Genomic DNA, 19,441 nt, shown 5'->3' with positions numbered 1-19,441 from the left:
GACATCACCACCCCGCTGAAAAACTGTTAATGTTTATTGAACCGCCGTATGCCGAACGGCACGTACGGTGGTGTGAGAGGACAGTAAGGGAAATAATCCCTTACTTCCTACTCGATGAAATGGATTGTTATTGATTATTTAAACATTTTTTGGGGCAAATTCAAAATAGAATGTTGACAAATTCAAAATTAAACAATGGCAAATTCAAAATGAAATGCCGGCAAATTCAAAATAAGCACTAAATTTGACTATACTTAAATGCTGATAAATGTATATTAACCGTCAAATTGCGCAAATAATAGCTGCCCAGCAATCTAAATTCCCGGTTCTTGCCCTAACTGGTCCAAGGCAATCGGGAAAAACCACATTGTTGAGAGAATTATTTGCAGATTACCGATATATCTCGTTGGAAAATCCGGATACACGTTCCTTTGCAACTGATGATCCTGTCGGCTTTCTGAATCAATATAATGAAAAAGTAATTTTCAATGAAGTACAGCGCGTGCCTGCGCTATTCTCCTATATCCAGGGCAGAGTTGATGAGTCGAGACAGATGGGGCAGTATATTTTATCAGGCTCGCAAAATTTCCACCTGCTAAGTAATATAACCCAGACGCTTGCTGGCAGGGTGGCGCTGTTTAAATTACTGCCTTTGGATTTTAAGGAATTGAAACAAGTTGGTTTACTGGACAGCTCCTATGCTTCTGCAGCTATAAAAGGATTTTATCCAGCTATTTTCGACAGGGATATTGACCCGGTAGTGTTTTACGCCAACTACATCCAAACCTATATTGAAAAAGACGTAACGGAGCTCTTAAATATCAGGGACTTAAAGCTGTTTCGTACATTTTTGAGCTTATGTGCCACTCGCGCAGGCCAGTTGCTAAACATTAGCGCTATTGCAAATGAATGCGATATATCACAACCTACCGCTAAATCATGGTTATCTATATTGGAAAGCAGTTACATTATTTTCCTGCTGCAGCCATATCACGAAAATTTTAATAAGCGATTGGTTAAAAGCCCCAAACTGTTCTTTTACGATACCGGCTTGTTAAGCCACCTGTTAGGAATAAGAACAGGTCACGAATTAATTGAAAACAGGTTAAAAGGTAATCTTTTTGAGAATATGATTATCGCGGAGTATCAAAAGCAAAACCAGCATCAATACCTTCACCGCGAATATTATTTTTGGCAGGACCGTGGAGGCAACGAGGTTGACATGTTACTAAGAAAGCCTGGTGGTTTTGATGTTTTTGAGGTCAAAGCCACACAAACCATTTCCCCGGTGTTGTTTAACGGGATGGATTTGTTTGGTGAACTTGCGTTGCCGGCCGAAGTGCACAAAACGCTAATATACGGTGGTTCAGAAAATCAGGAGAGGACGAAATATAGCGTTGTGGGGTGGGACCATATCGGGGGTTAAGCTACCGGCGATTTTCCTTGCCTTCTTATAATCAATTCGCTTTTTAAACCAAATTCACACCACACGCTACCCAATTCACATCGCCCGCAAATAACATTTATAAACAGCAGACATTTGAGTATAAATCAAACAAAATGAAAAAGATATTCCTGCTGTTAACAATAACCATCGCGTTAGCAAAACCTGCAAATGCACAAATAATATGGGGTACATACTCGCAAAGCTATCCAAGCGGGCTAACTGACAAACCGGGTAATATTGGTATAGTTTCGGCAATTAAAGAAATTAACAATGCATTTTGGGGCGATGGCAGCTGCGCCGCGCTTACTGAGGCACTGAAAAAAGACACGGCGTTTATCCGTAACCGCCCGCTAAACTTTGTCGCCATTATCACTTACGATACGGCGAAGGCACAATTTTTTCTGCATGGTGTAAATAAAGGTAATGCCAATAATTACGAGTTCAGGGTGATGATTAAAAACGGTGCGGTAATAGCGCCCTGGCAAAAGCCCGCGAGCTTTACCGACTATATGGTGCAATCCGCATCGTCAATGCCACAGATGGCTTACCTGGGCGGTTACAGCGCCGGCATTGGCAGCCGGCTGGTTGTTGATGTACGGTTAAAAAACTCGGGGAAAATTGTCGCTGCCGCTGTGGTAAAATGGCAGCCCGTTAAACCGACTATCAGCCAGATATACCTTCCTGATGAGCTGAACTTTTTTCTAAAAAGGCTTGCTCACCCGTGGAGCTACCGGCAGGATGCAGCCGAAATTGACAAATGGAAGATGAAGTATCCGGTCGATCAGGTTGATCGGTTTAGCTACTTGCCAAAGAAACTAATAGTTGCGCCCACGGAAAATAACCTGGTGTTTTATTTCAGCACCGATATTTACCACAAAGAACAACTGGAGTACGAGTTGGTAAAAAATGATAATACCATTACCCCCTGGAAATACAACGATTTTGATAATAATTTCATCTGGCTAAAAAGCCTCGCACCAGGCCGGTACCTGTTAAAAATGCGCTACACCGCGCAGCGCGAACATGTAACCACTTATCCGTTTGAAGTTAAAACGCCCTGGTATGATTCCCTGCTGTTTAAGATCATCGCCGGGATATTATCTTGTGCTTCGCTGGGCTTTGTTTTTTTCATGGTAAGGCATGTTAAACAAAAAGAGAATGCCGAGAAGGAACTGGCAAAAAAAACCAAGCTGCAACTGGAGCTTAAAAGTATTTATGCCCAGCTTAACCCGCATTTTATCTTTAATGCATTGAGTTCGATACAGGGCCTGATAAACAAACAGGATATAAAAGGCGCCAACAGCTACCTCTCGGACTTTGCCCGCTTGATGCGCGATTCGTTAAATAACAGTAATAAGGACCAAACATCGTTAGATAAAGAAATACTAACTTTAGAAACCTACCTGAAACTTGAGCAGCTGCGGTTTGGATTTACCTATCATGTTACTATCGATAAAAATATCAATGCTTATGAAACGGAGATACCATCGCTGTTGCTGCAACCGCTGGTCGAAAATGCCATAAAGCACGGCATTTCGGCGTTGCAGGAGAAAGGCGAAGTAACGGTTAATTTTACGAGGTGCGACAATAACATGATAGTAAATATTAAAGATAACGGCCCCGGATTTTTGGGAAATACAAATACTGATGGGTTTGGACTAAAACTCACTCACGACCGTATAAAGTTATTGAACGAATTTACAAAAGGCCAATCAATTAAATTTGAGGTGAAAAAGAACAAGCCAACCGGTGCAGATATTGAGCTTACCTTTAATAACTGGTTCCTATGAGCATTAAAGCCGTTTTAATTGACGATGAAAAGCACAATCTGACTAACCTGCAGGGGCTGCTAAATACCTACTGCCCGCAGGTTACTGTTTGCGACACGGCTTTAAATGCTGATGATGGCACAGGTATTATTTTAAAACACAGCCCGGATATTGTGTTTTTAGATATACAGATGCCCGGTAAAACAGGGTTCGATTTGCTGAGGGGATTGAGCAGTTATGATTTTGAGGTAATATTTGTCACCGCCTACGATCAATATGCAATACAGGCCATGCGCTTTGCAGCGATTGATTATTTGCTAAAGCCCATTGATATTAACGACCTGCAAAACGCGGTTGAACGGGCGATAAAGAAGTGCAAACTTAAAGCACAGAACCTGCAACTCGAAAACCTCATCCATTTGTTAAAAGGGCAGCAGAACAGGGATGAGCAGCGGATAGCGCTAACTACGCTTAAAGAAACCCGCTTTGTCAAAACCGGCGAGATTGTGCGCTGCGAATCGTCAAATAATTATACCACTTTCTATTTGCAGGACGGGGAAGAACTGCTGGTTTGCAAACCGATTTATGAGTACGAAGAGATATTAAAAGATTATGGGTTTATCCGGTGTCATCAATCTCACCTGGTGAATAAACGGTTTGTTAAAAGCTGGAAAAAGGAATATGGCGATTTCCTGCTTTTGTTTAACGGCAATGAAATCCCCGTTTCGCGTAATAAAAAAGAGGCAGTAAAAAAGGCGATGGATACAGGGTAATAGCCCCCTCTAAATCTCCCCCTGTAGGGGAGACTTTAGCTTCGCCCGCGTTTGTTTTTTTAAGTCCTCCCTACCTGGGAGGATTTAGGTGGGGCTCATTTTTGGTCAAAACATTACCGGAACAAATTCAAAATTATTCCGCCAGGCAACCTTTTGCCTCAAATTTTCATCTTACATAAAATCTTAAAACAATGAAAAAATTACTCCTGCTATATGTTATTTGTTTAGGCGCATTTACTGCAAAAGCGCAGGAAAGCAACGAATCCGCTGATTTTAATAAATATTGCGTAAAAATGGAGAGCGCTATGCAGGTCGCCTCTAAAGAAAAAGATTACCCAAAGTCAATCGCGGTTATCAATGAATGGCTTGGCCGTTACGATAAATTATCTCCCGCTGCAAAGCAAAACAGCCAGGGCCTTACACAAAGCCTTTATTATAACCAGGCCTGCTATACTGCATTAAACGGACAAAAACCAGAAGCTATCGCGTGGTTTAAAAAGGCAGTTGATGACGGCTTCAGCAATTATGCAAATGCAAATGTCGACAGCGATTTAAACAGCCTGCGCGATGATCCTACGTTTATAAAACTATTGAGCCAAATACGCGGAAAATACGACTATGGCTATATTTTGAAAAATGCCGGGACCTATAGTAACGCAGCTACAGGCCTGCCGGCGTTTACCTATCAATCGCCATCCGCACCCGAGCTTGTTGATTTCAAAATCAAATTCAATCTCGATTCCGTCAGCGGCGTTGGCGACGAGATAAGCAAAATTAAAAACCTGCTGTACTGGGCGCACAACGTAGTAAGGCACGATGGTAACTCGAACAACCCGCCATCGCGAAATGCGCTGGATATAATTGCAGTATGCAAAAAGGACGATCGCGGCGTTAATTGCCGCATGATGGCAACCGTATTGAAAGACGCCTACCAGGCCGAAGGCTTTAAGGCGCGGCTGGTAACCTGTATGCCAAAGGACACCGCCGATTTTGACTGCCACGTAATCACGGTAGTGTGGTCGAAGACATTGAACAAATGGGTGTGGATGGATCCTACTTTTAACGCTTATGTAAGCGACGACCAGGGCAACTTACTGAATATTGAGGAAGTGCGCGAGCGGCTAATTGCCGATAAACCGCTGGTATTAAATGAAGACGCCAACTGGAACAACAAAGTGATGCAAACAAAACAAGATTACCTGGGCCGCTACATGTCGAAAAACCTGTATTGGCTTAGGTGCGCGCTTAGAAGTGATTGGGATTTAGAGACCCGCAAGATTGTAAAAGACGTTGAGTATATTAACCTGTACCCCGGCGGCTATAGCACTATTCAGAATCAGCTTAAAGCCGTTTCAAAGGGCACAATTGAATATGCCACCAATAATCCTGGATATTTTTGGCAAAAGCCCAACTAAACTAAGATTTATTGGATTTTTGGGATTATAGGATTTTGCCGGAAAAGAAGCTTGGTTTCCTGCCCACTGCCAACTTAAAACTGCCAACTGATTTAATACCTTTGCAACCATGATTGAGGTTGTATTAAAAAAGGGTAAAGAAAAAGCTGTTTTGCATCGCCATCCGTGGGTGTTCTCAGGGGCTATTGAAAAGGTGAAGGGCAAGCCCGGCAATGGCGACGTGGTTAAACTTATTGATGCTAAAGGCGCATTTATGGCCTATGGTTTTTACAACGACCAATCGCGTGTTGCCCTGCGCTTGCTGGAATGGGATGAAACCGTTGAAATTAACGAGCAGTGGTTTAAAAATAAGGTGGCCGTAGCTGTTGAAAGCCGCAGCGAAGTTCTGGTTGATGGAATTACCAACACCTGCCGTTTAATATTCAGTGAATCGGACTACCTGCCAGGGTTGATCGTTGACAAATACGCCGATCATTTGGCGGTGCAGGTACTTACCTCGGGTATCGAAAAAATGATGCCTTGCATTATAGATGAGTTGAACAGCATCCTAAAACCAGAAAGCATTTTCGATAAAAGTGATGCTACATCGCGTGGTCATGAAGGATTGCAAACACAAAACATAGTACTGGCCGGCACACATCCGCCTGATAGGGTTGAGGTAATTGAAAACGGAATTAAATACAACATCAACATCGCCGAAGGCCAGAAATCGGGCTTCTACTGCGATCAGCGCGACAACCGAAAAATTGTGGCCACCCATGCCAAAGGCAAAAAAGTACTCGACTGCTTTAGCTATACCGGTGGTTTCACTTTAAATGCCCTGCAAAACCAGGCTGCTGCAGTTATGTCTGTTGATAGTTCAGCCCTGGCTGTTGAAACCTTAAAAGAAAACGTATTGCTGAACGGATTTGATGCCAATAAAGTAACAACCATAACATCCGATGTAAATAAACAACTCCGCAAACTGCGGGAGGATGGCGAACTGTTTGACATTGTAGTACTCGATCCGCCAAAGTATGCACCATCACGGTCGGCGTTGGACAAAGCTTCACGGGCATACAAGGATTTGAACAGGCTGGGTATGTTGCTGTTGAACAAAGGCGGCTTGCTGGCAACTTATTCCTGCTCGGGGGCCATGAACATGGAAACATTTAAACAAGTACTGGCCTGGGCTGCGCTTGATGCCGGGAAGCAGGTACAATTTATAAACCAGCTTTGCCAGCCGGAAGATCACCCGGTGCGTTCGTCATTTCCGGAAGGGGAGTATTTAAAAGGGTTGCTTTGCAGGGTGTATTGAGGATAGCTTTTTCAGCCGGCTGATGTTTTTCAAATTAATTTTTTCTTTTTGTCCAATCGGTAATTGTCAGTTCGTCATCGAGGTATAAACATTAAAAACTAAACATCATGAAAGATTTTCTTTTCGTTTACAGGAACGACTACAAAAACCAGCCTACCGGCTCGCCCGAAGAAATGCAGGCTGTAACAAAAAAATGGATGGACTGGATTGGCGGCATTGCAGCACAAAACAAGTTGAATAGCCCGGGTAACCGTTTAGGCTCTGAAGGCCGCGTGGTAAGGCCAAACAATGTGGTTACTGACGGCCCTTACACCGAAGTTAAAGAATTGATCGGCGGCTACTCGATTATTACCGTTGAAACCTATGATGAAGCTGTGGAAATTGCAAAAGGCTGCCCCATTTTTGAATTTGGCGGCAATGTTGAAGTGCGCGACATTAACCCGATGTAATTGAATGGGTATTGAATCCCGGATGTTGAATATCGAATAATAGAGTAATAAAGCTTTTGCGTTGGATATTCAACATTAATTTACACTGTTTATGTTCAAAAATACCTGGCCTTTGTATTATTGCACAGGCCTTTTTTATGATGGAGCAAAAGGAACTGATACCGCATTTATTCCGCACCGAGTTTAGCAAAATTACTGCTGTACTGGCTAAGCTGTTTGGTTTTGAGCATATCGAAATTGCCGAAGATATTGCCAGCGATACCTTCCTGCTGGCATCAGAAACGTGGGGCCTGAAGGGCCTGCCAGATAACCCTGCGGCATGGCTCTACACCGTTGCCAAAAACAAAGCCCGCGATTACCTGCGCAGGAACAAACTTTTCAGCGAAAAAATAACCACGGAACTTCAGTACAGCAATACCGAGCTGCACGAAATAGAAATTGACCTGTCCGACAATAACATTATAGATAGCCAGCTGCAAATGATGTTTGCTATCTGCCAGCCATCTATCCCGGCCGAAGCACAGATAGGCCTTTCATTGCGTATACTTTGCGGTTTTGGTATCGAAGAAATTGCAAATGCCTTCCTGAGCAATAAAGAAACCATTAACAAACGCCTCTTAAGGGCCAAAACCAAACTGCGCGAGGATAATGTGAAAATAGCGTTCCCGCCAAATTCGGAAATTGACAAGCGGCTCGAAAATGTATTGACTACCCTTTACCTGTTGTTTAACGAAGGTTATTATTCTGTTTCGCAAAACACAAGCGTGCGGAAGGATTTGTGTGTAGAAGCCATGCGCCTGTGTTACCTGCTTACCATAAACGAAGCAACCAACAAACCGACAGTAAACGCCATGATGGCTTTAATGTGCTTCCATGCATCGCGGTTTGATGCCCGTATAAACGCCGACGGCGAACAGGTGTTATATCCCGACCAGGACACCAGCCTTTGGGATGTTGAGCTGATTGAACGTGGCAAGTATTTTTTAAATAATGCTGCCACCGGTAACCAGCTAACAAAATATCATATTGAAGCCGGCATAGCCTGGTGGCACACCCATCACGAGGACAGCACAGAAAAATGGGAGAGCATCTTGCAGCTATACAACAGGTTGCTGACCATTGAGTACTCGCCCATGGCAGCACTTAACCGCACCTATGCCCTTGCCAAAGCCAATGGCAAACCCGCGGCCATTGCCGAAGCTGAAAAGCTAAAGCTGGAAGACAGCCATTTGTACTATTCGCTGCTTGGTTTTTTGTATACCGAGTTGGATAATAAAAAAGCAATCCGGCATTTGAAAACTGCGTTGAAGCTGGCAAAATCTGAAACGAATAAGGCGACTATTGAGAAGACGATACAGAAAATCAATTCGTGAAATTCGTCTTAATTCAAAAAAATTAGTGCCTATTCAAAATTCACTCCGCCGTAGCTTGAGTTTATGGCGATATGCGAATCGGAGTTGCCTTTGCCGACATAACCTTTATAACTATGTGTCATGCTTACATGCTTACTTCCTTCCGGTGGATTTTTGGCGGTTATAGTTACTTTGTTGTCGTTGTATTTGAACCCGCTTCCATAGCTGGTTACAATATCAAAGTCGAAATTACTCGACTGAGATATGCCCAACGATATATCTGAGTAGGATGTGTTAATATTTAGCTTTTTAAATGAGTTGGAAAGATCTCTTATTTTAAACCCACCGCCATACGCTAAATTTACGTCGGCTGTGTTATTCAACTTTCCTAACCTAAACGCAGCGTAGCTTAAATCGGCCCTGATATTGTTGCATTCTTCTACATCAACGCTTCCGTACGAAAAAGCAAGCCTGCCACCATTCATAGCAGAAACTTTTAAACTGCAATAGCTGCCCTCAATTTCGTTGTAGTTGCTCGATAGGCTTTGCGCTGTTACGCTGCCTTGTGAGGCTACGATCCGGACCCTTCCATTAAGACTGGGCAAGAATATTGAGCCAAAGCTGCTTTCAACATTTAAGTCAGTTTGGGCGGGCATATAAACAACATAATTTATATTCAGCTTATGCTTCTTGTTTTTTCCTCCAAAATTAAAAAAACTCCAGAAGCCTTCATCGTCGTCATCATGCTGTATGTCGGTGGTAAATGACACCTGGTCGCCATTTTTATTATCGTGTATTTGTACCCCATCAATCAGGCGTTGCGCATCACTTTCACTGCCGGCCTCGGCCTTAATTTCTATGTCGACCCTCACCTGGCTTTTATTCCAGGTATTTACAGTTATTTTTCCATATTGGTTGCTCAGCCTTATTTTGTCATTGGCGTCAAGCGGGTAGCTTTTACTGTAATTTTTTTCTCTTATACCCGGCCCATTCGCATCAGATGCGTCATCATTTTTCGAAAACTCTAAATTAAGATTGCTAAGCAAATCACCAAAGTTCAGACTAATTGCAGAAGAGGAATCACTTTCATTGTCCTCAATCTTTATATTCGATGTAATGTTATTTACTGTTGCCGAAATATGTTTACCCAAATCTTTCAGATCGGCCTTTAAATTCTGCGCCAGGTTATCCATTTTCAGCTCGAAACCGGTATTATCAAAACTTGTGCTCACCGATAGTGAGGGCTTTGTTTGTATAGATATAGTTTGGGCAAGCCCCGCTGTACAGCCTATAAAAAGCGCCATTAACAGCAGCGCGGGCTTATATGCTTTTAGTTTCATTGTTCTGTTCCTTTTTTGATTTGTTTAACTGCTCAATAACATCAAGCTGCTGTGTAAGTACTTGTGTTTGTACCTGCAGGTTGCGTATCATTGCGCGTAAAACACGTTCCTGGTTAGGGCTGGTGGCCAGGTCGCTGTTAAGTTGCTTGTAGGTAGAATCCATTTGGGCAATTTCATTGCTAAACTCCTTATACAAATCGGGCTCGGTTTTAGTAAGCGACTTCAGTTCGGTGCGCTGGCTATGAATCAGTGATGTATATTGAACCTGCTGTTGCGCATAAATAGGGTTAATGGCAGCCAAATCGATCTTGTCTTTCTTTTCGCCATGCAGGTAAAAACCAAACCCTATACCCATAACCACAATAACCGTAGCTGCAACGCGCAACACAAAGCCCAGCGAAAATGTTTTTGCCTCTTTCTTTTTCAACTCTTCACCTTGTGGCGGCAGGTGTTTTTCAATCCTGCTCCACAAATCTGCCGACGGTTCAAGGTCGTCAAACTCCTCCCTGTTCATTTTCATAAATTCCTCTAATCGCTTGCTCATGATTTTATTCCCTTTCGTTGTAAAATTTCCAATAACTTTCGTTTTGCCCTCAGGAACTGCGTTCGCGAGGTGTTTTCCGAAATGTTTAATATTTGTCCTATTTCTTCATGGTCGTAGCCCTCAAGCAGGTATAGCGATATTACTAACCTGTAGCCTTCGGGCAGGTCCTTCATTGCTTCTTTAACCCTTGCCGCCTGGTATTGTGTTTCATCGTCATCCTCTGCTTCCTCGCCGGCAATGTTTTCTATTTGTTCGCCTTCCAGATCAACCAGGTCCAGCTTGCGTTTTCGCAGCAAGTTGATGGAGCGGTTTACCACAATTTGTTTAAGCCATAAACCAAAGGTGGTATCCTGCCTGAAATCTTTCAATTTGCTGAAAGCATCAACAAAAGCCTCCTGTAAAACATCTTCAGCTTCGGCAATATTTCCCACTATCCTGAAAGCGACGTTTAACATCGCTTTAGAATACAATTTGTAAAGCTCATAACAGGCTTTTTTACTGCCTTGTTTGCACTCAACCACCAGGTTATAATGCTTGTCGATAAAGATGGCTTCCAATTTTTGATCAGCTTGCACGTTAAATGACGCAAGGATTTTTAGAACGTTGCATGGCGGAGAAAGAATTTAGGATATCGGATGCCCGAATTCGGATTTATTTTCCTGTATTAGAATCTCTTTAAGTATTCATCCACAGCTTCCACAGCCCTTTCATGCCTTTCGGCCCCTGTTCCTTCTATCAATACGTATTTAGCATTTAACTCATTTAATTCTTTGTACCACACCTCCATAAAGTGTTCCCGCATGTGCGGAAAGTCCCTTAAAGGATCTTCTTCCCATGGCATGTCGATGTTGAGCAGCAGGTAAAGGTCGTAAGGGCGTTTGGGCAATTCATCAAGCACTTGCTGTGGCGCTTTGCCAAAGGTGTATTCGCTCCATATTTTTACGGTGAGAAAGGTTGTATCGCAAATAAGCAGCTTGTTGGCCTTTGGCAGCAGTTCATCCTCCAGGGCCACCTGGCCGTAAAACATATTGATTTCGTCCTGCCAGGTGGGCGGCTCAATTAGTTTTTCGCAATAGCCGCGGGCATATTCAGGCACCCAAATGGTATTGTAGTGCGCCGCTAAGTATTTCGACATGGTTGATTTGCCCGTCGATTCAGGGCCTACAACTGCTATTTTTATTATTTCGGATGATTTGTTTTGCATTTTTATACCCGGTTGTCATTCTGAACAGAGAGAAGAATGACAAAAATAGTTTTAAGCGGCTGATATACCGCTTGTTTTGAAAAATCCTCCGACTTTTCGGACTTCCTCCTACCAAATCCTTACCCTTTTATCCGGATCAAGCCATAACTTATCGCCTTTTTTAATGTGGAAAGCCGTATAAAACTCGGGCACATCAGTAAACGGTCCATTTACCCGCAAGTAGGCCGGCGAATGCACATCGACAATAACCTGGTTGGCCAGCGCTTCGTCCCGCTCGTGACCAAGCCAGCTTAGGGCATAGCCTAAAAAGAAACGCTGCATAGGCGTAAAGCCGTTTATCTTTTTGCCTTCTTTATACTGCTGCGTCTTTTTAAAGGCATCAATACCCAATACAATACCGCCAAGGTCGGCAATGTTTTCACCGAGGGTGGCTTTGCCGTTTACATGCAGGCTATCCAACACTTTGTAACCGTTAAACTGGTTGACCAGCATTTGGGCGCGCTGGGTAAACTTAACCGAGTCGGCGGGTGTCCACCATGATTTCAGGTTTCCTTTTGCATCAAACAAACGGCCTTCGTCGTCAAAACCATGGGTGATTTCGTGGCCGATAACAGATGCAGCAACATAGCCATAAGCTACCGCGTCATCAACATCCTCGTCCTTTATACCGGGTATCAGCAGTTGCGCCGCCGGTAAAGTTATTTCATTGTTAGACGGGCTGTAGCTGGCGTTATAAGTTTGCGGTGTCATACCCCATTCCTGGTGGTTTACGGGTTTACCCAGCTTGTTTATGTTTACCTGGTACTGCCAGTGCCGCGCCTGTATTACGTTGTTGGCGTATGACGCACGACTGATATCAAGCGTCGAAAAATCTTTCCATTGATCGGGATAACCCACTTTTGGGTGGATGGCATTTAGTTTGATGATGGCTTTTTGCTTGGTTTCGGCGCTCATCCAGTCCAGCTTTTCAATATGTTCGCGATAGGTTTGGCGCATGGCTTCAACCATAGCAACGTATCGTGCCTTGCTCCGTTCCGAAAAATATTCCTTTACAAATAGCTGACCCAGCAGTTCGCCCATTATGCCGTTCTCGGTGTCCAGCACCCGTTTCCAGCGTGGTAACTGTTCCTTTTGGCCGCGCAGCACCTTGCCTGTAAAACGGAAGTTTTCTTCGGCGACTGCGTTGTTAAGGTATGGCGCATTCGATGTAATCAGCTTTAAACGCAGGTATGCTTTCCAGTCATCAACGCTAAAAGTATGTATTGCCTTATCAACAGCACGATAGTACTCAGGCTGGCCCACAATTACGGTATCAACCGGTTTAAGCTCCAATGCTGTAAACAAACTGTTCCAGTTTATGCCGGGGGTGAGGCTGTTTAATTGGGCGAGGGTTAGCTTGTTATAATTATGATATGGATCGCGCAGGGCCTCCAGTTTGCGGCTGCTATCGGCCAAAAATTTCTCAATGGCAAATGCGCCTTTGGCTGCGGCCGTGCTCTTTTGGTCGTCCCAGGCGGAGAGCCTGAACAGCGTGGGTAAATACTTATCGGTATAGTTGGCGCGGATGCGGGTGGTGCGGGCATCGGTTTTATAGTAATAGTCGCGATTGGGCAGCCCCAGCCCGGTTTGGTTTAGCTGCACCATCATTTTTGAGCTGTTTTTATCATCCTGGCTTACACGCATGCCGATTATATTCCGTGTGCCGGTGGTTGTTAAAATGGCAGCCGCATTTAAAATATCATCAGGTGTTTTGGCCTTTTCAATTATCGCCAATTGCGGCAGCAAAGGCGACAACGCAGCATTTTCAATTCCAACGCTATCCAGCCCGGTGTAATAAAAATCGGCCAGCTTTTGGGTGGTAGTGCCCTTTGGCGCTTTGGCTTGCATGGCGTCCTCATTTACCTTTTTAAGGCGATTGCGGATCTCCTCGGTAACAATATTGCCAATGCCCCAGCTTGAATAGGCCGGCGGTATGGGGTTGTTCTTTATCCAGGTGCCATTGGCGTATAAAAAAAAATCTTCGCCGGGCTTAACCGAAGTGTCGACATTTTTATAGATGGGGTCGTCGGGATTATCGAGTATGGTTTTGGTTTGGTATGCGCACAATGCTAACGCTGCAAAAGCCGCCAAATAAATAACCGGCTTGTTAGTTATCATTTTCATGGGAGAGTCAGTTTATAGCAAATATAGTATTTGCGGAATAGAGATTAAGTAACAAAATAGAGACGCCCCGATTGGTCGGAGCGTCTCCATATGAATTTTTCAAATACCTGGCGGGAGACGCAAAGCATTGCGTCTCTACATAAATTTCCCTACCAAATCTTCACCCTTTTATCAGGGTCGAGCCACATTTTGTCGCCTTTTTTAATGTGGAAGGCTTCGTAAAACTCAGGCACATCGGTAAACGGACCGTTTACACGCATAAAGCCCGGCGCATGCTCATTGGTCAGTATCTGGCTCGATAAGTATTCCTGCCGCTGCTGACCAAGCCAGCCTAAGGCGTAACCAAGGAAAAACCTTTGTGTTGGCGTTAACCCGTTTATCGATTTGCCTTCTTTATACTGTTCTGTCTTTTTAAAAGCATCTAAGCCTATTACTATGCCGCCTAAGTCGGCAATATTCTCGCCCTGGGTGGCTTTGCCGTTTACATGCAGGCCATAAATGGTGTAACCATTAAACTGGTTGATTAGCATTTGGGCACGCTGGGTAAACTTAACCGAATCCTGTGGCTGCCACCATGCTTTTAGGTTGCCGGCTGCATCAAACTGGCGGCCCTGGTCGTCAAAGCCATGGGTCATTTCGTGGCCTATGGTTGATGCTGCTGCATAGCCATAAACTACGGCGTCGTCAACATCTTCGTCCTTTATGCCCGGTATTAAAAACTGGGCGGCAGGCAGTACAATTTCGTTGTTCGATGGGTTGTAGTAGGCATTGTAGGTTTGCGGCGTAATGTCCCACTCGGTATGGTCAACCGGCTTACCCAGCTTATTGGCGTTAAAGCGGTGCCAAAAGTTGTTTGCCCGCATTACGTTTTGCGCATAAGGCCCGCGGTCGATAGTCAATGTTGAAAAATCTTTCCATTTATCAGGGTAGCCAACCTTAGGGGTTACCTTTGCCAGCTTGTCGTAAGCCTTTTGCTTGGTGGGTTCGCTCATCCAATCCAGCTTTTCGATATGCTCCTTAAAGCTGGCACGCATGGCTTCAACCAGGTTTACGTAGCGCTCCTTTGTTTTTTCGGGGAAGTACTCCTTAACAAATATCTGGCCCAAAACCTCGCCCATTAGGCCATTTTCGGTATCCAGCACCCGTTTCCAGCGAGGTAGTTGTTCTTTACTGCCGTACAATACGGTGCCGTAAAACCTGAAGTTTTCGCCATCAAAGGCTTTGCTTAGGTAACCTGCATAAGCATCAACCAGGTTTTTACGCAGGTAGTTTTTCCAATCGGCAATGCTGTAGGTTTTTAACGCCTTGTTTAGGGCGCGGTAATATTCAGGCTGACCAACAATTACGGTATCCGCATTTTTAAAATCCATTTGATCAAAAGCGGATTTCCAGTCAATAGCCGGCGCCAGTTTGCTTAGCCCGGCAACAGGCATTTTGTTGTAATTTTTGTATGGATCGCGCAGGTCTTCCAGCTTTCGGCTGCTGTCGGCCAAAAACTTCTCCAGCTCATAGGTCTTTTTTGTTGCGGCAAGGGCAACGTCAGAACTTAAGCCCGACAGCTTGTATACTATAGGCAAATGTTTTTGCTGGTAATCGTTACGGATTTCAACGCTATGGGCATCGGTATTAAAATAGTAATCGCGATTTGGCAGGCCAATGCCACCCTGGTAGAGTTGCAGCATATTTTTACTGCTGTTTTTTGCATCCTGGCCAACACCCGCCGCTATCGGCTGGTCCACCCCTATGGTTGCAAGGTGCGCGAACTCATCAACCAGGCTGTTAACATCCTTTACCTGCTCAATCTTGTCCATCTCGGCCTTAAGCGGGTCGATTCCCTGCTTTTCGATACCAAGGGTATCCATCCCGCTAAAATAAAAATCGCCAATTTTTTGGGTGTTGCTGCCTTTTTCGGCTTTTGCGTTTAGGGCGTCTTCATTAATTTTCTTCAGGCGGTCGCGCAGTTCGTCGTTAACTACGTTGCCTATACCCCACGACGGATAGGCCGCCGGGATTGGATTTTTTTTAAGCCAGCCGCCATTTGCATATTTAAAAAAGTCGTCGCCCGGTTTAACCGTGGTGTCCATGTTTTTAAATATTATATCGTTGTCGGCGTAGTTTTTTGTTTTGGTACTACAGGCTGAATTGAATAATACGGCCACAATAAAGGGGTAAATGGCCAGTTTTGTTGGTTTTTTGTTCATTTTTTTATTTCTATGTAGATAATATAATACAGCAGGTGTATGAAATATCAGACAAGCAAACGCAAAAAGGCGCTAAATTGTACACTTGCCGGCATCACGCAGCAAATAAACGTTAAATAAAAATATATTTTAGTGCGAAAAGCCTCAATGTGCTTATACATAGCGCTTTAATAGGGTAACATTTTTGTTACCACCCACAACTAACAGGAATAATTTGTGCTAATATGTTCCTGTTTTATGCTTTTTAATTGAGAGCGATATAGGGTGTACACCTTTAGTTAACTTAGTTAACTCGCTAAAAATCAATAACTAAATTATTAACTAATAGTAGCGCCCGGGTTGTTTTGGAGCCCCCGGCCCATTTTGGCACGGCAAGTTAAAATAATACCAGCCTTTACCATTTATGGCTTAACATTTGATAAGAAGTTAACAGCCCTGCATACAATCTGTGAAAAACGATAAAACATCTACCTGTGAAAAATAATTGTTTTTGAATTCTCAGACGCCCAAGCTGAGGTTTTTTTGTTCTTTGTTTTGGGTTTAATCAATAGTTTAAATTAATTAGGGGAAAGGGAGCTTCAAAAAGGCTCTCTTTTTTTTTGACAGATATTTTTTACTATGCATGCATAATATTATTTTTGCAGCACAAAATAACCAGCCCATGCATTTTGAATTTTCCGAAGAACAGTTAATGATTCGCCAGGCAGCGCGCGACTTTGCACAAAACGAGCTTAAACCCGGTGTAATTGAGCGCGATGAGCACCAGAAATTTCCGGCCGAACAGGTTAAAATGCTTGGCGAGCTTGGCTTTTTAGGTATGATGGTATCGCCCCAATACGGTGGCAGCGGCATGGATGCTATATCGTACGTGCTGGCTATGGAGGAACTATCTAAGGTTGATGCATCTGCATCGGTAGTGGTTTCGGTAAACAACTCGCTGGTATGTTACGGGCTGGAGAAATATGGCAATGAATTTCAAAAACAAAAATACCTGGTACCGCTGGCCAGCGGCACACAGATAGGTGCCTTTTGCCTTTCGGAACCCGAAGCGGGTTCTGATGCTACCTCGCAACGCACCACAGCTGTTGATATGGGCGACCATTACCTGCTGAACGGCGTAAAAAACTGGATAACCAATGGCAGCACCGCATCAACCTACCTGGTGATGGCACAAACCCACCCCGAGCAACGTTCGCGCGGTATTAATGCGCTGATAGTTGAAAAAGGGATGCCGGGCTTTGAAGTTGGTGCCAAAGAAAATAAAATGGGCATACGCGGCTCAGATACTCACTCGCTGATGTTTACGGATGTGAAGGTGCCCAAAGAAAACCGCATTGGCGACGATGGCTTCGGCTTTAAGTTTGCCATGAACACGCTCGAGGGCGGCCGTATAGGTATTGCTGCACAAGCACTGGGCATTGCATCCGGCGCTTATGAACTCGCATTAAATTATTCCAAAGAACGCAAAGCATTCGGCAAAACCATTGCCGACCTGCAGGCCACCCAGTTTAAGCTGGCCGATATGGCAACCGAAATTGAAGCCGCACGTTTGTTGTGCCTAAGGGCCGCATGGTTAAAAGACCAGGGTCAGCCTTATGCACAAGCAAGCTCAATGGCCAAGCTGTTTGCCAGCGAAGTTGCCATGCGCACCACTATTGAGGCTGTACAGATACACGGCGGCTATGGCTTTGTAAAGGAATACCACGTGGAGCGTTTAATGCGCGATGCCAAAATAACCCAGATATACGAGGGGACTTCGGAAATTCAGAGAATTGTAATCTCCCGCGAGGTATTGAAATAATTGGTAATATTCCCTAACTTTGGGTATGTCGGATAAGGATTTATTAGTTGTTATTTCGGAAATGCTGCGCAAACAGGACCAGCAGGCGGAGATATTAAGTAAGCACACTCAAATTTTGGGCGATACAAATAAGTCGCTAAATAATTTTGTTGAAATTTCTATCGAACAATTTCAACAACAGCAGAAATTTAACGAGCTTTTTTTAGAAAAATTAGATCAGGTAGGAGAGCGTATTTCAGCAAATTTTGACCGACAGAATGAATTCAATATGCAAATAATGGCTCAAACAGATCGCCAGAACGAATTCAACGAGCGCTTTTTAAGCAAGCTGGATGAAATTGCCAAAAAGCCATAAGTCGATTTTTACCTTCAACGTATTGTCATATCCGTAAACTCTACTAAAATAATAGGATAATTTTTTCTACGTTTGGTTATCATGAATCAAACACGACTGTCCCTGTCAATTTTATTGATATTTTGTATAGCAACCACTGCATCCGCCCAAATCAAGCTTAAAACCGGCATGTGGCGCGGCACTTTAACCAACGAGAGCAAACACCAGTTGCCCTTTAATTTCGAGGTTGCCAATGTTGGCAGCAAGCAGCAAATAACTATTATAAACAGTACCGAGCATTACAAAGTGCCCGGTGTTACCACCAAAGGCGATTCTGTTTTTATAAAGATGCCTTTGTTCGATTCAGAATTCAGGCTGAAGCTTACCGGCGATAATTTAACCGGCAACTGGATACGCCACCTGGGCGACCATGATTCAGCACTGCCTTTTGAAGCAACCCCAAACACGCCATGGCGCTTTTTTAAAAACCCGGAGAAACCTAAGTTTGATATTACAGGCCGCTGGGCTGCTGTTTTTGGCGAGGGTACCGATGGTCGCGATGAATTGGTGGGCGAGTTTAAACAAACCGGCAACCGCCTTACCGGCACCTTTTTAACCACCACGGGCGACGACCGCTACCTGGAAGGCTCCGTATCGGGCGATATGATGTACCTGTCGTGTTTTGATGGTTGTCATGCTTTTATATTTACCGCCAAAATTAAAGATGCCAAAACCCTGGTGGATGGCGAAAACTATTCCGGCTTCTCGGCTTTTACCAAGTGGACGGCCGTAAAAAATGCCAACGCCAAACTGCCAGATGCCTATGCATTAACCGCAATGAAACCCGGCGTTAAGAAAATAGCGTTTAGCTTTCCAGATATAAACGGCAAAGAGGTATCGTTAACCGATGCCCGCTTTAAAAACAAGGTGGTTATTGTGCAGATATTAGGCTCGTGGTGCCCTAACTGTATGGACGAAACCAACTTTATCATCAACAGCGGTTATTATAAAAAATATCACCCTAAAGGCGTTGAAGTGGTAGGCCTGGCCTACGAGCGCACTACTGATTTCAAAAAATCGCAGAAAACAGTGGCGCAGCTGAAAGATCATTTTAAAGTGCCATATCCCTTGCTGATTACCGGCTACACGCCCGGCAAAGGCGATCCGCAGAAGAGCCTGCCCCAGCTAGCCGGTTTTATGGGCTTCCCCACCACCATCATCATCGACAAAAAAGGCAACGTCCGCAAAATACACACCGGCTTTAACGGCCCCGGTACCGGCAAGCATTACACCGAATTTATTGTTGAGTTTGATAAATTGACCGAGGATTTGCTGGCGGAGAAGGGGTGAAT

16 protein-coding genes are annotated in these 19,441 nt (G+C 44.2%); 10 read left to right on the top strand and 6 right to left on the bottom strand.

The features are described 5' to 3' along the window. The first annotated feature begins 268 nt into the window (after window positions 1–268). The 7 genes from NAF19_RS28375 (at window position 269) to NAF19_RS28345 (ending at window position 8,523) form a co-directional block, all read left to right on the top strand. A complete protein-coding gene (locus NAF19_RS28375) occupies window positions 269–1,426 on the top strand; it encodes an ATP-binding protein (protein ID WP_252793756.1) in 1,158 nt (385 codons plus the stop codon). Window positions 1,427–1,560: 134 nt separating this feature from the next. Next, on the top strand, window positions 1,561–3,237 hold the full coding sequence (locus NAF19_RS28370; RefSeq protein WP_252793755.1) for a sensor histidine kinase: 1,677 nt from the start codon (window positions 1,561–1,563) through the stop codon (window positions 3,235–3,237). Further along, window positions 3,234–3,989: a LytR/AlgR family response regulator transcription factor gene (locus tag NAF19_RS28365; protein WP_252793754.1), complete on the top strand. Its 756-nt coding sequence runs from the start codon at window positions 3,234–3,236 to the stop codon at window positions 3,987–3,989. The genes NAF19_RS28370 and NAF19_RS28365 overlap by 4 nt, the downstream gene beginning before the upstream one ends. A gap of 191 nt (window positions 3,990–4,180) precedes the next feature. Then, window positions 4,181–5,404: a transglutaminase-like domain-containing protein gene (locus NAF19_RS28360; RefSeq protein WP_252793753.1), complete on the top strand. Its 1,224-nt coding sequence runs from the start codon at window positions 4,181–4,183 to the stop codon at window positions 5,402–5,404. A gap of 109 nt (window positions 5,405–5,513) precedes the next feature. Beyond that, window positions 5,514–6,701, top strand: coding sequence for a class I SAM-dependent rRNA methyltransferase (locus NAF19_RS28355; protein WP_252793752.1), 1,188 nt, complete (start codon window positions 5,514–5,516; stop codon window positions 6,699–6,701). A gap of 107 nt (window positions 6,702–6,808) precedes the next feature. Beyond that, window positions 6,809–7,150 carry a YciI family protein gene (locus tag NAF19_RS28350; RefSeq protein ID WP_252793751.1) on the top strand — a complete coding sequence of 114 codons (342 nt, stop codon included), beginning with the start codon at window positions 6,809–6,811 and terminating at the stop codon, window positions 7,148–7,150. A 137-nt stretch (window positions 7,151–7,287) separates the two neighbouring features. After that, window positions 7,288–8,523 (top strand): RNA polymerase sigma factor, encoded by a 1,236-nt coding sequence (locus NAF19_RS28345; protein ID WP_252793750.1) that lies wholly within the window; start codon window positions 7,288–7,290, stop codon window positions 8,521–8,523. A gap of 29 nt (window positions 8,524–8,552) precedes the next feature. Here the strand turns inward: NAF19_RS28345 and NAF19_RS28340 are convergent, their stop codons facing one another. The 6 genes from NAF19_RS28340 to NAF19_RS28315 form a co-directional block, all read right to left on the bottom strand. Next, window positions 8,553–9,842: a DUF4097 family beta strand repeat-containing protein gene (locus tag NAF19_RS28340; protein ID WP_252793749.1), complete on the bottom strand. Its 1,290-nt coding sequence runs from the start codon at window positions 9,840–9,842 to the stop codon at window positions 8,553–8,555. Next, window positions 9,823–10,386 (bottom strand): hypothetical protein, encoded by a 564-nt coding sequence (locus tag NAF19_RS28335; protein WP_252793748.1) that lies wholly within the window; start codon window positions 10,384–10,386, stop codon window positions 9,823–9,825. Before NAF19_RS28335 ends, NAF19_RS28340 begins: the two co-directional genes overlap by 20 nt. Continuing rightward, window positions 10,383–10,943, bottom strand: coding sequence for an RNA polymerase sigma factor (locus NAF19_RS28330; protein WP_252793747.1), 561 nt, complete (start codon window positions 10,941–10,943; stop codon window positions 10,383–10,385). Before NAF19_RS28330 ends, NAF19_RS28335 begins: the two co-directional genes overlap by 4 nt. A gap of 107 nt (window positions 10,944–11,050) precedes the next feature. After that, entirely contained in the window at window positions 11,051–11,590 is a 540-nt protein-coding gene (locus NAF19_RS28325) for an AAA family ATPase (RefSeq protein ID WP_252793746.1), read from the bottom strand. A 108-nt stretch (window positions 11,591–11,698) separates the two neighbouring features. After that, complete coding sequence (locus tag NAF19_RS28320; protein ID WP_252793745.1) at window positions 11,699–13,753, bottom strand: M13 family metallopeptidase; 2,055 nt, start codon at window positions 13,751–13,753, stop codon at window positions 11,699–11,701. 149 nt (window positions 13,754–13,902) lie between these two features. After that, window positions 13,903–15,954 (bottom strand): M13 family metallopeptidase, encoded by a 2,052-nt coding sequence (locus NAF19_RS28315; RefSeq protein ID WP_252793744.1) that lies wholly within the window; start codon window positions 15,952–15,954, stop codon window positions 13,903–13,905. A 661-nt stretch (window positions 15,955–16,615) separates the two neighbouring features. Here NAF19_RS28315 and NAF19_RS28310 point away from each other — a divergent pair. The 3 genes from NAF19_RS28310 (at window position 16,616) to NAF19_RS28300 (ending at window position 19,439) form a co-directional block, all read left to right on the top strand. Next, the gene (locus tag NAF19_RS28310) at window positions 16,616–17,755 is read left to right on the top strand and encodes an acyl-CoA dehydrogenase (RefSeq protein ID WP_252793757.1); all 1,140 of its coding nucleotides are present in this window, start codon (window positions 16,616–16,618) and stop codon (window positions 17,753–17,755) included. A 25-nt stretch (window positions 17,756–17,780) separates the two neighbouring features. Beyond that, the gene (locus NAF19_RS28305; RefSeq protein WP_252793743.1) at window positions 17,781–18,110 is read left to right on the top strand and encodes a hypothetical protein; all 330 of its coding nucleotides are present in this window, start codon (window positions 17,781–17,783) and stop codon (window positions 18,108–18,110) included. Between the two features lie 81 nt (window positions 18,111–18,191). Further along, on the top strand, window positions 18,192–19,439 hold the full coding sequence (locus NAF19_RS28300; protein WP_252793742.1) for a peroxiredoxin family protein: 1,248 nt from the start codon (window positions 18,192–18,194) through the stop codon (window positions 19,437–19,439). The last annotated feature ends 2 nt before the right edge of the window (window positions 19,440–19,441 follow it).

It is taken from the genome of Mucilaginibacter flavidus (assembly GCF_024055575.1).
GTDB lineage: Bacteria > Bacteroidota > Bacteroidia > Sphingobacteriales > Sphingobacteriaceae > Mucilaginibacter > Mucilaginibacter flavidus.
This window is presented reverse-complemented; position numbering and strand designations above follow the sequence as displayed.

Excerpts from the sequence above, each read along its gene's own strand:
- NAF19_RS28375 (WP_252793756.1), top strand. The coding sequence starts at position 269 with ATGTATATTAACCGTCAAATTGCGCAAATAATAGCTGCCCAGCAATCT.
- NAF19_RS28370 (WP_252793755.1), top strand. The coding sequence starts at position 1,561 with ATGAAAAAGATATTCCTGCTGTTAACAATAACCATCGCGTTAGCAAAA.
- NAF19_RS28365 (WP_252793754.1), top strand. The coding sequence starts at position 3,234 with ATGAGCATTAAAGCCGTTTTAATTGACGATGAAAAGCACAATCTGACT.
- NAF19_RS28360 (WP_252793753.1), top strand. The coding sequence starts at position 4,181 with ATGAAAAAATTACTCCTGCTATATGTTATTTGTTTAGGCGCATTTACT.
- NAF19_RS28355 (WP_252793752.1), top strand. The coding sequence starts at position 5,514 with ATGATTGAGGTTGTATTAAAAAAGGGTAAAGAAAAAGCTGTTTTGCAT.
- NAF19_RS28350 (WP_252793751.1), top strand. The coding sequence starts at position 6,809 with ATGAAAGATTTTCTTTTCGTTTACAGGAACGACTACAAAAACCAGCCT.
- NAF19_RS28345 (WP_252793750.1), top strand. The coding sequence starts at position 7,288 with ATGATGGAGCAAAAGGAACTGATACCGCATTTATTCCGCACCGAGTTT.
- NAF19_RS28340 (WP_252793749.1), bottom strand. The coding sequence starts at position 9,842 with ATGAAACTAAAAGCATATAAGCCCGCGCTGCTGTTAATGGCGCTTTTT.
- NAF19_RS28335 (WP_252793748.1), bottom strand. The coding sequence starts at position 10,386 with ATGAGCAAGCGATTAGAGGAATTTATGAAAATGAACAGGGAGGAGTTT.
- NAF19_RS28325 (WP_252793746.1), bottom strand. The coding sequence starts at position 11,590 with ATGCAAAACAAATCATCCGAAATAATAAAAATAGCAGTTGTAGGCCCT.
- NAF19_RS28320 (WP_252793745.1), bottom strand. The coding sequence starts at position 13,753 with ATGAAAATGATAACTAACAAGCCGGTTATTTATTTGGCGGCTTTTGCA.
- NAF19_RS28315 (WP_252793744.1), bottom strand. The coding sequence starts at position 15,954 with ATGAACAAAAAACCAACAAAACTGGCCATTTACCCCTTTATTGTGGCC.
- NAF19_RS28310 (WP_252793757.1), top strand. The coding sequence starts at position 16,616 with ATGCATTTTGAATTTTCCGAAGAACAGTTAATGATTCGCCAGGCAGCG.
- NAF19_RS28305 (WP_252793743.1), top strand. The coding sequence starts at position 17,781 with ATGTCGGATAAGGATTTATTAGTTGTTATTTCGGAAATGCTGCGCAAA.
- NAF19_RS28300 (WP_252793742.1), top strand. The coding sequence starts at position 18,192 with ATGAATCAAACACGACTGTCCCTGTCAATTTTATTGATATTTTGTATA.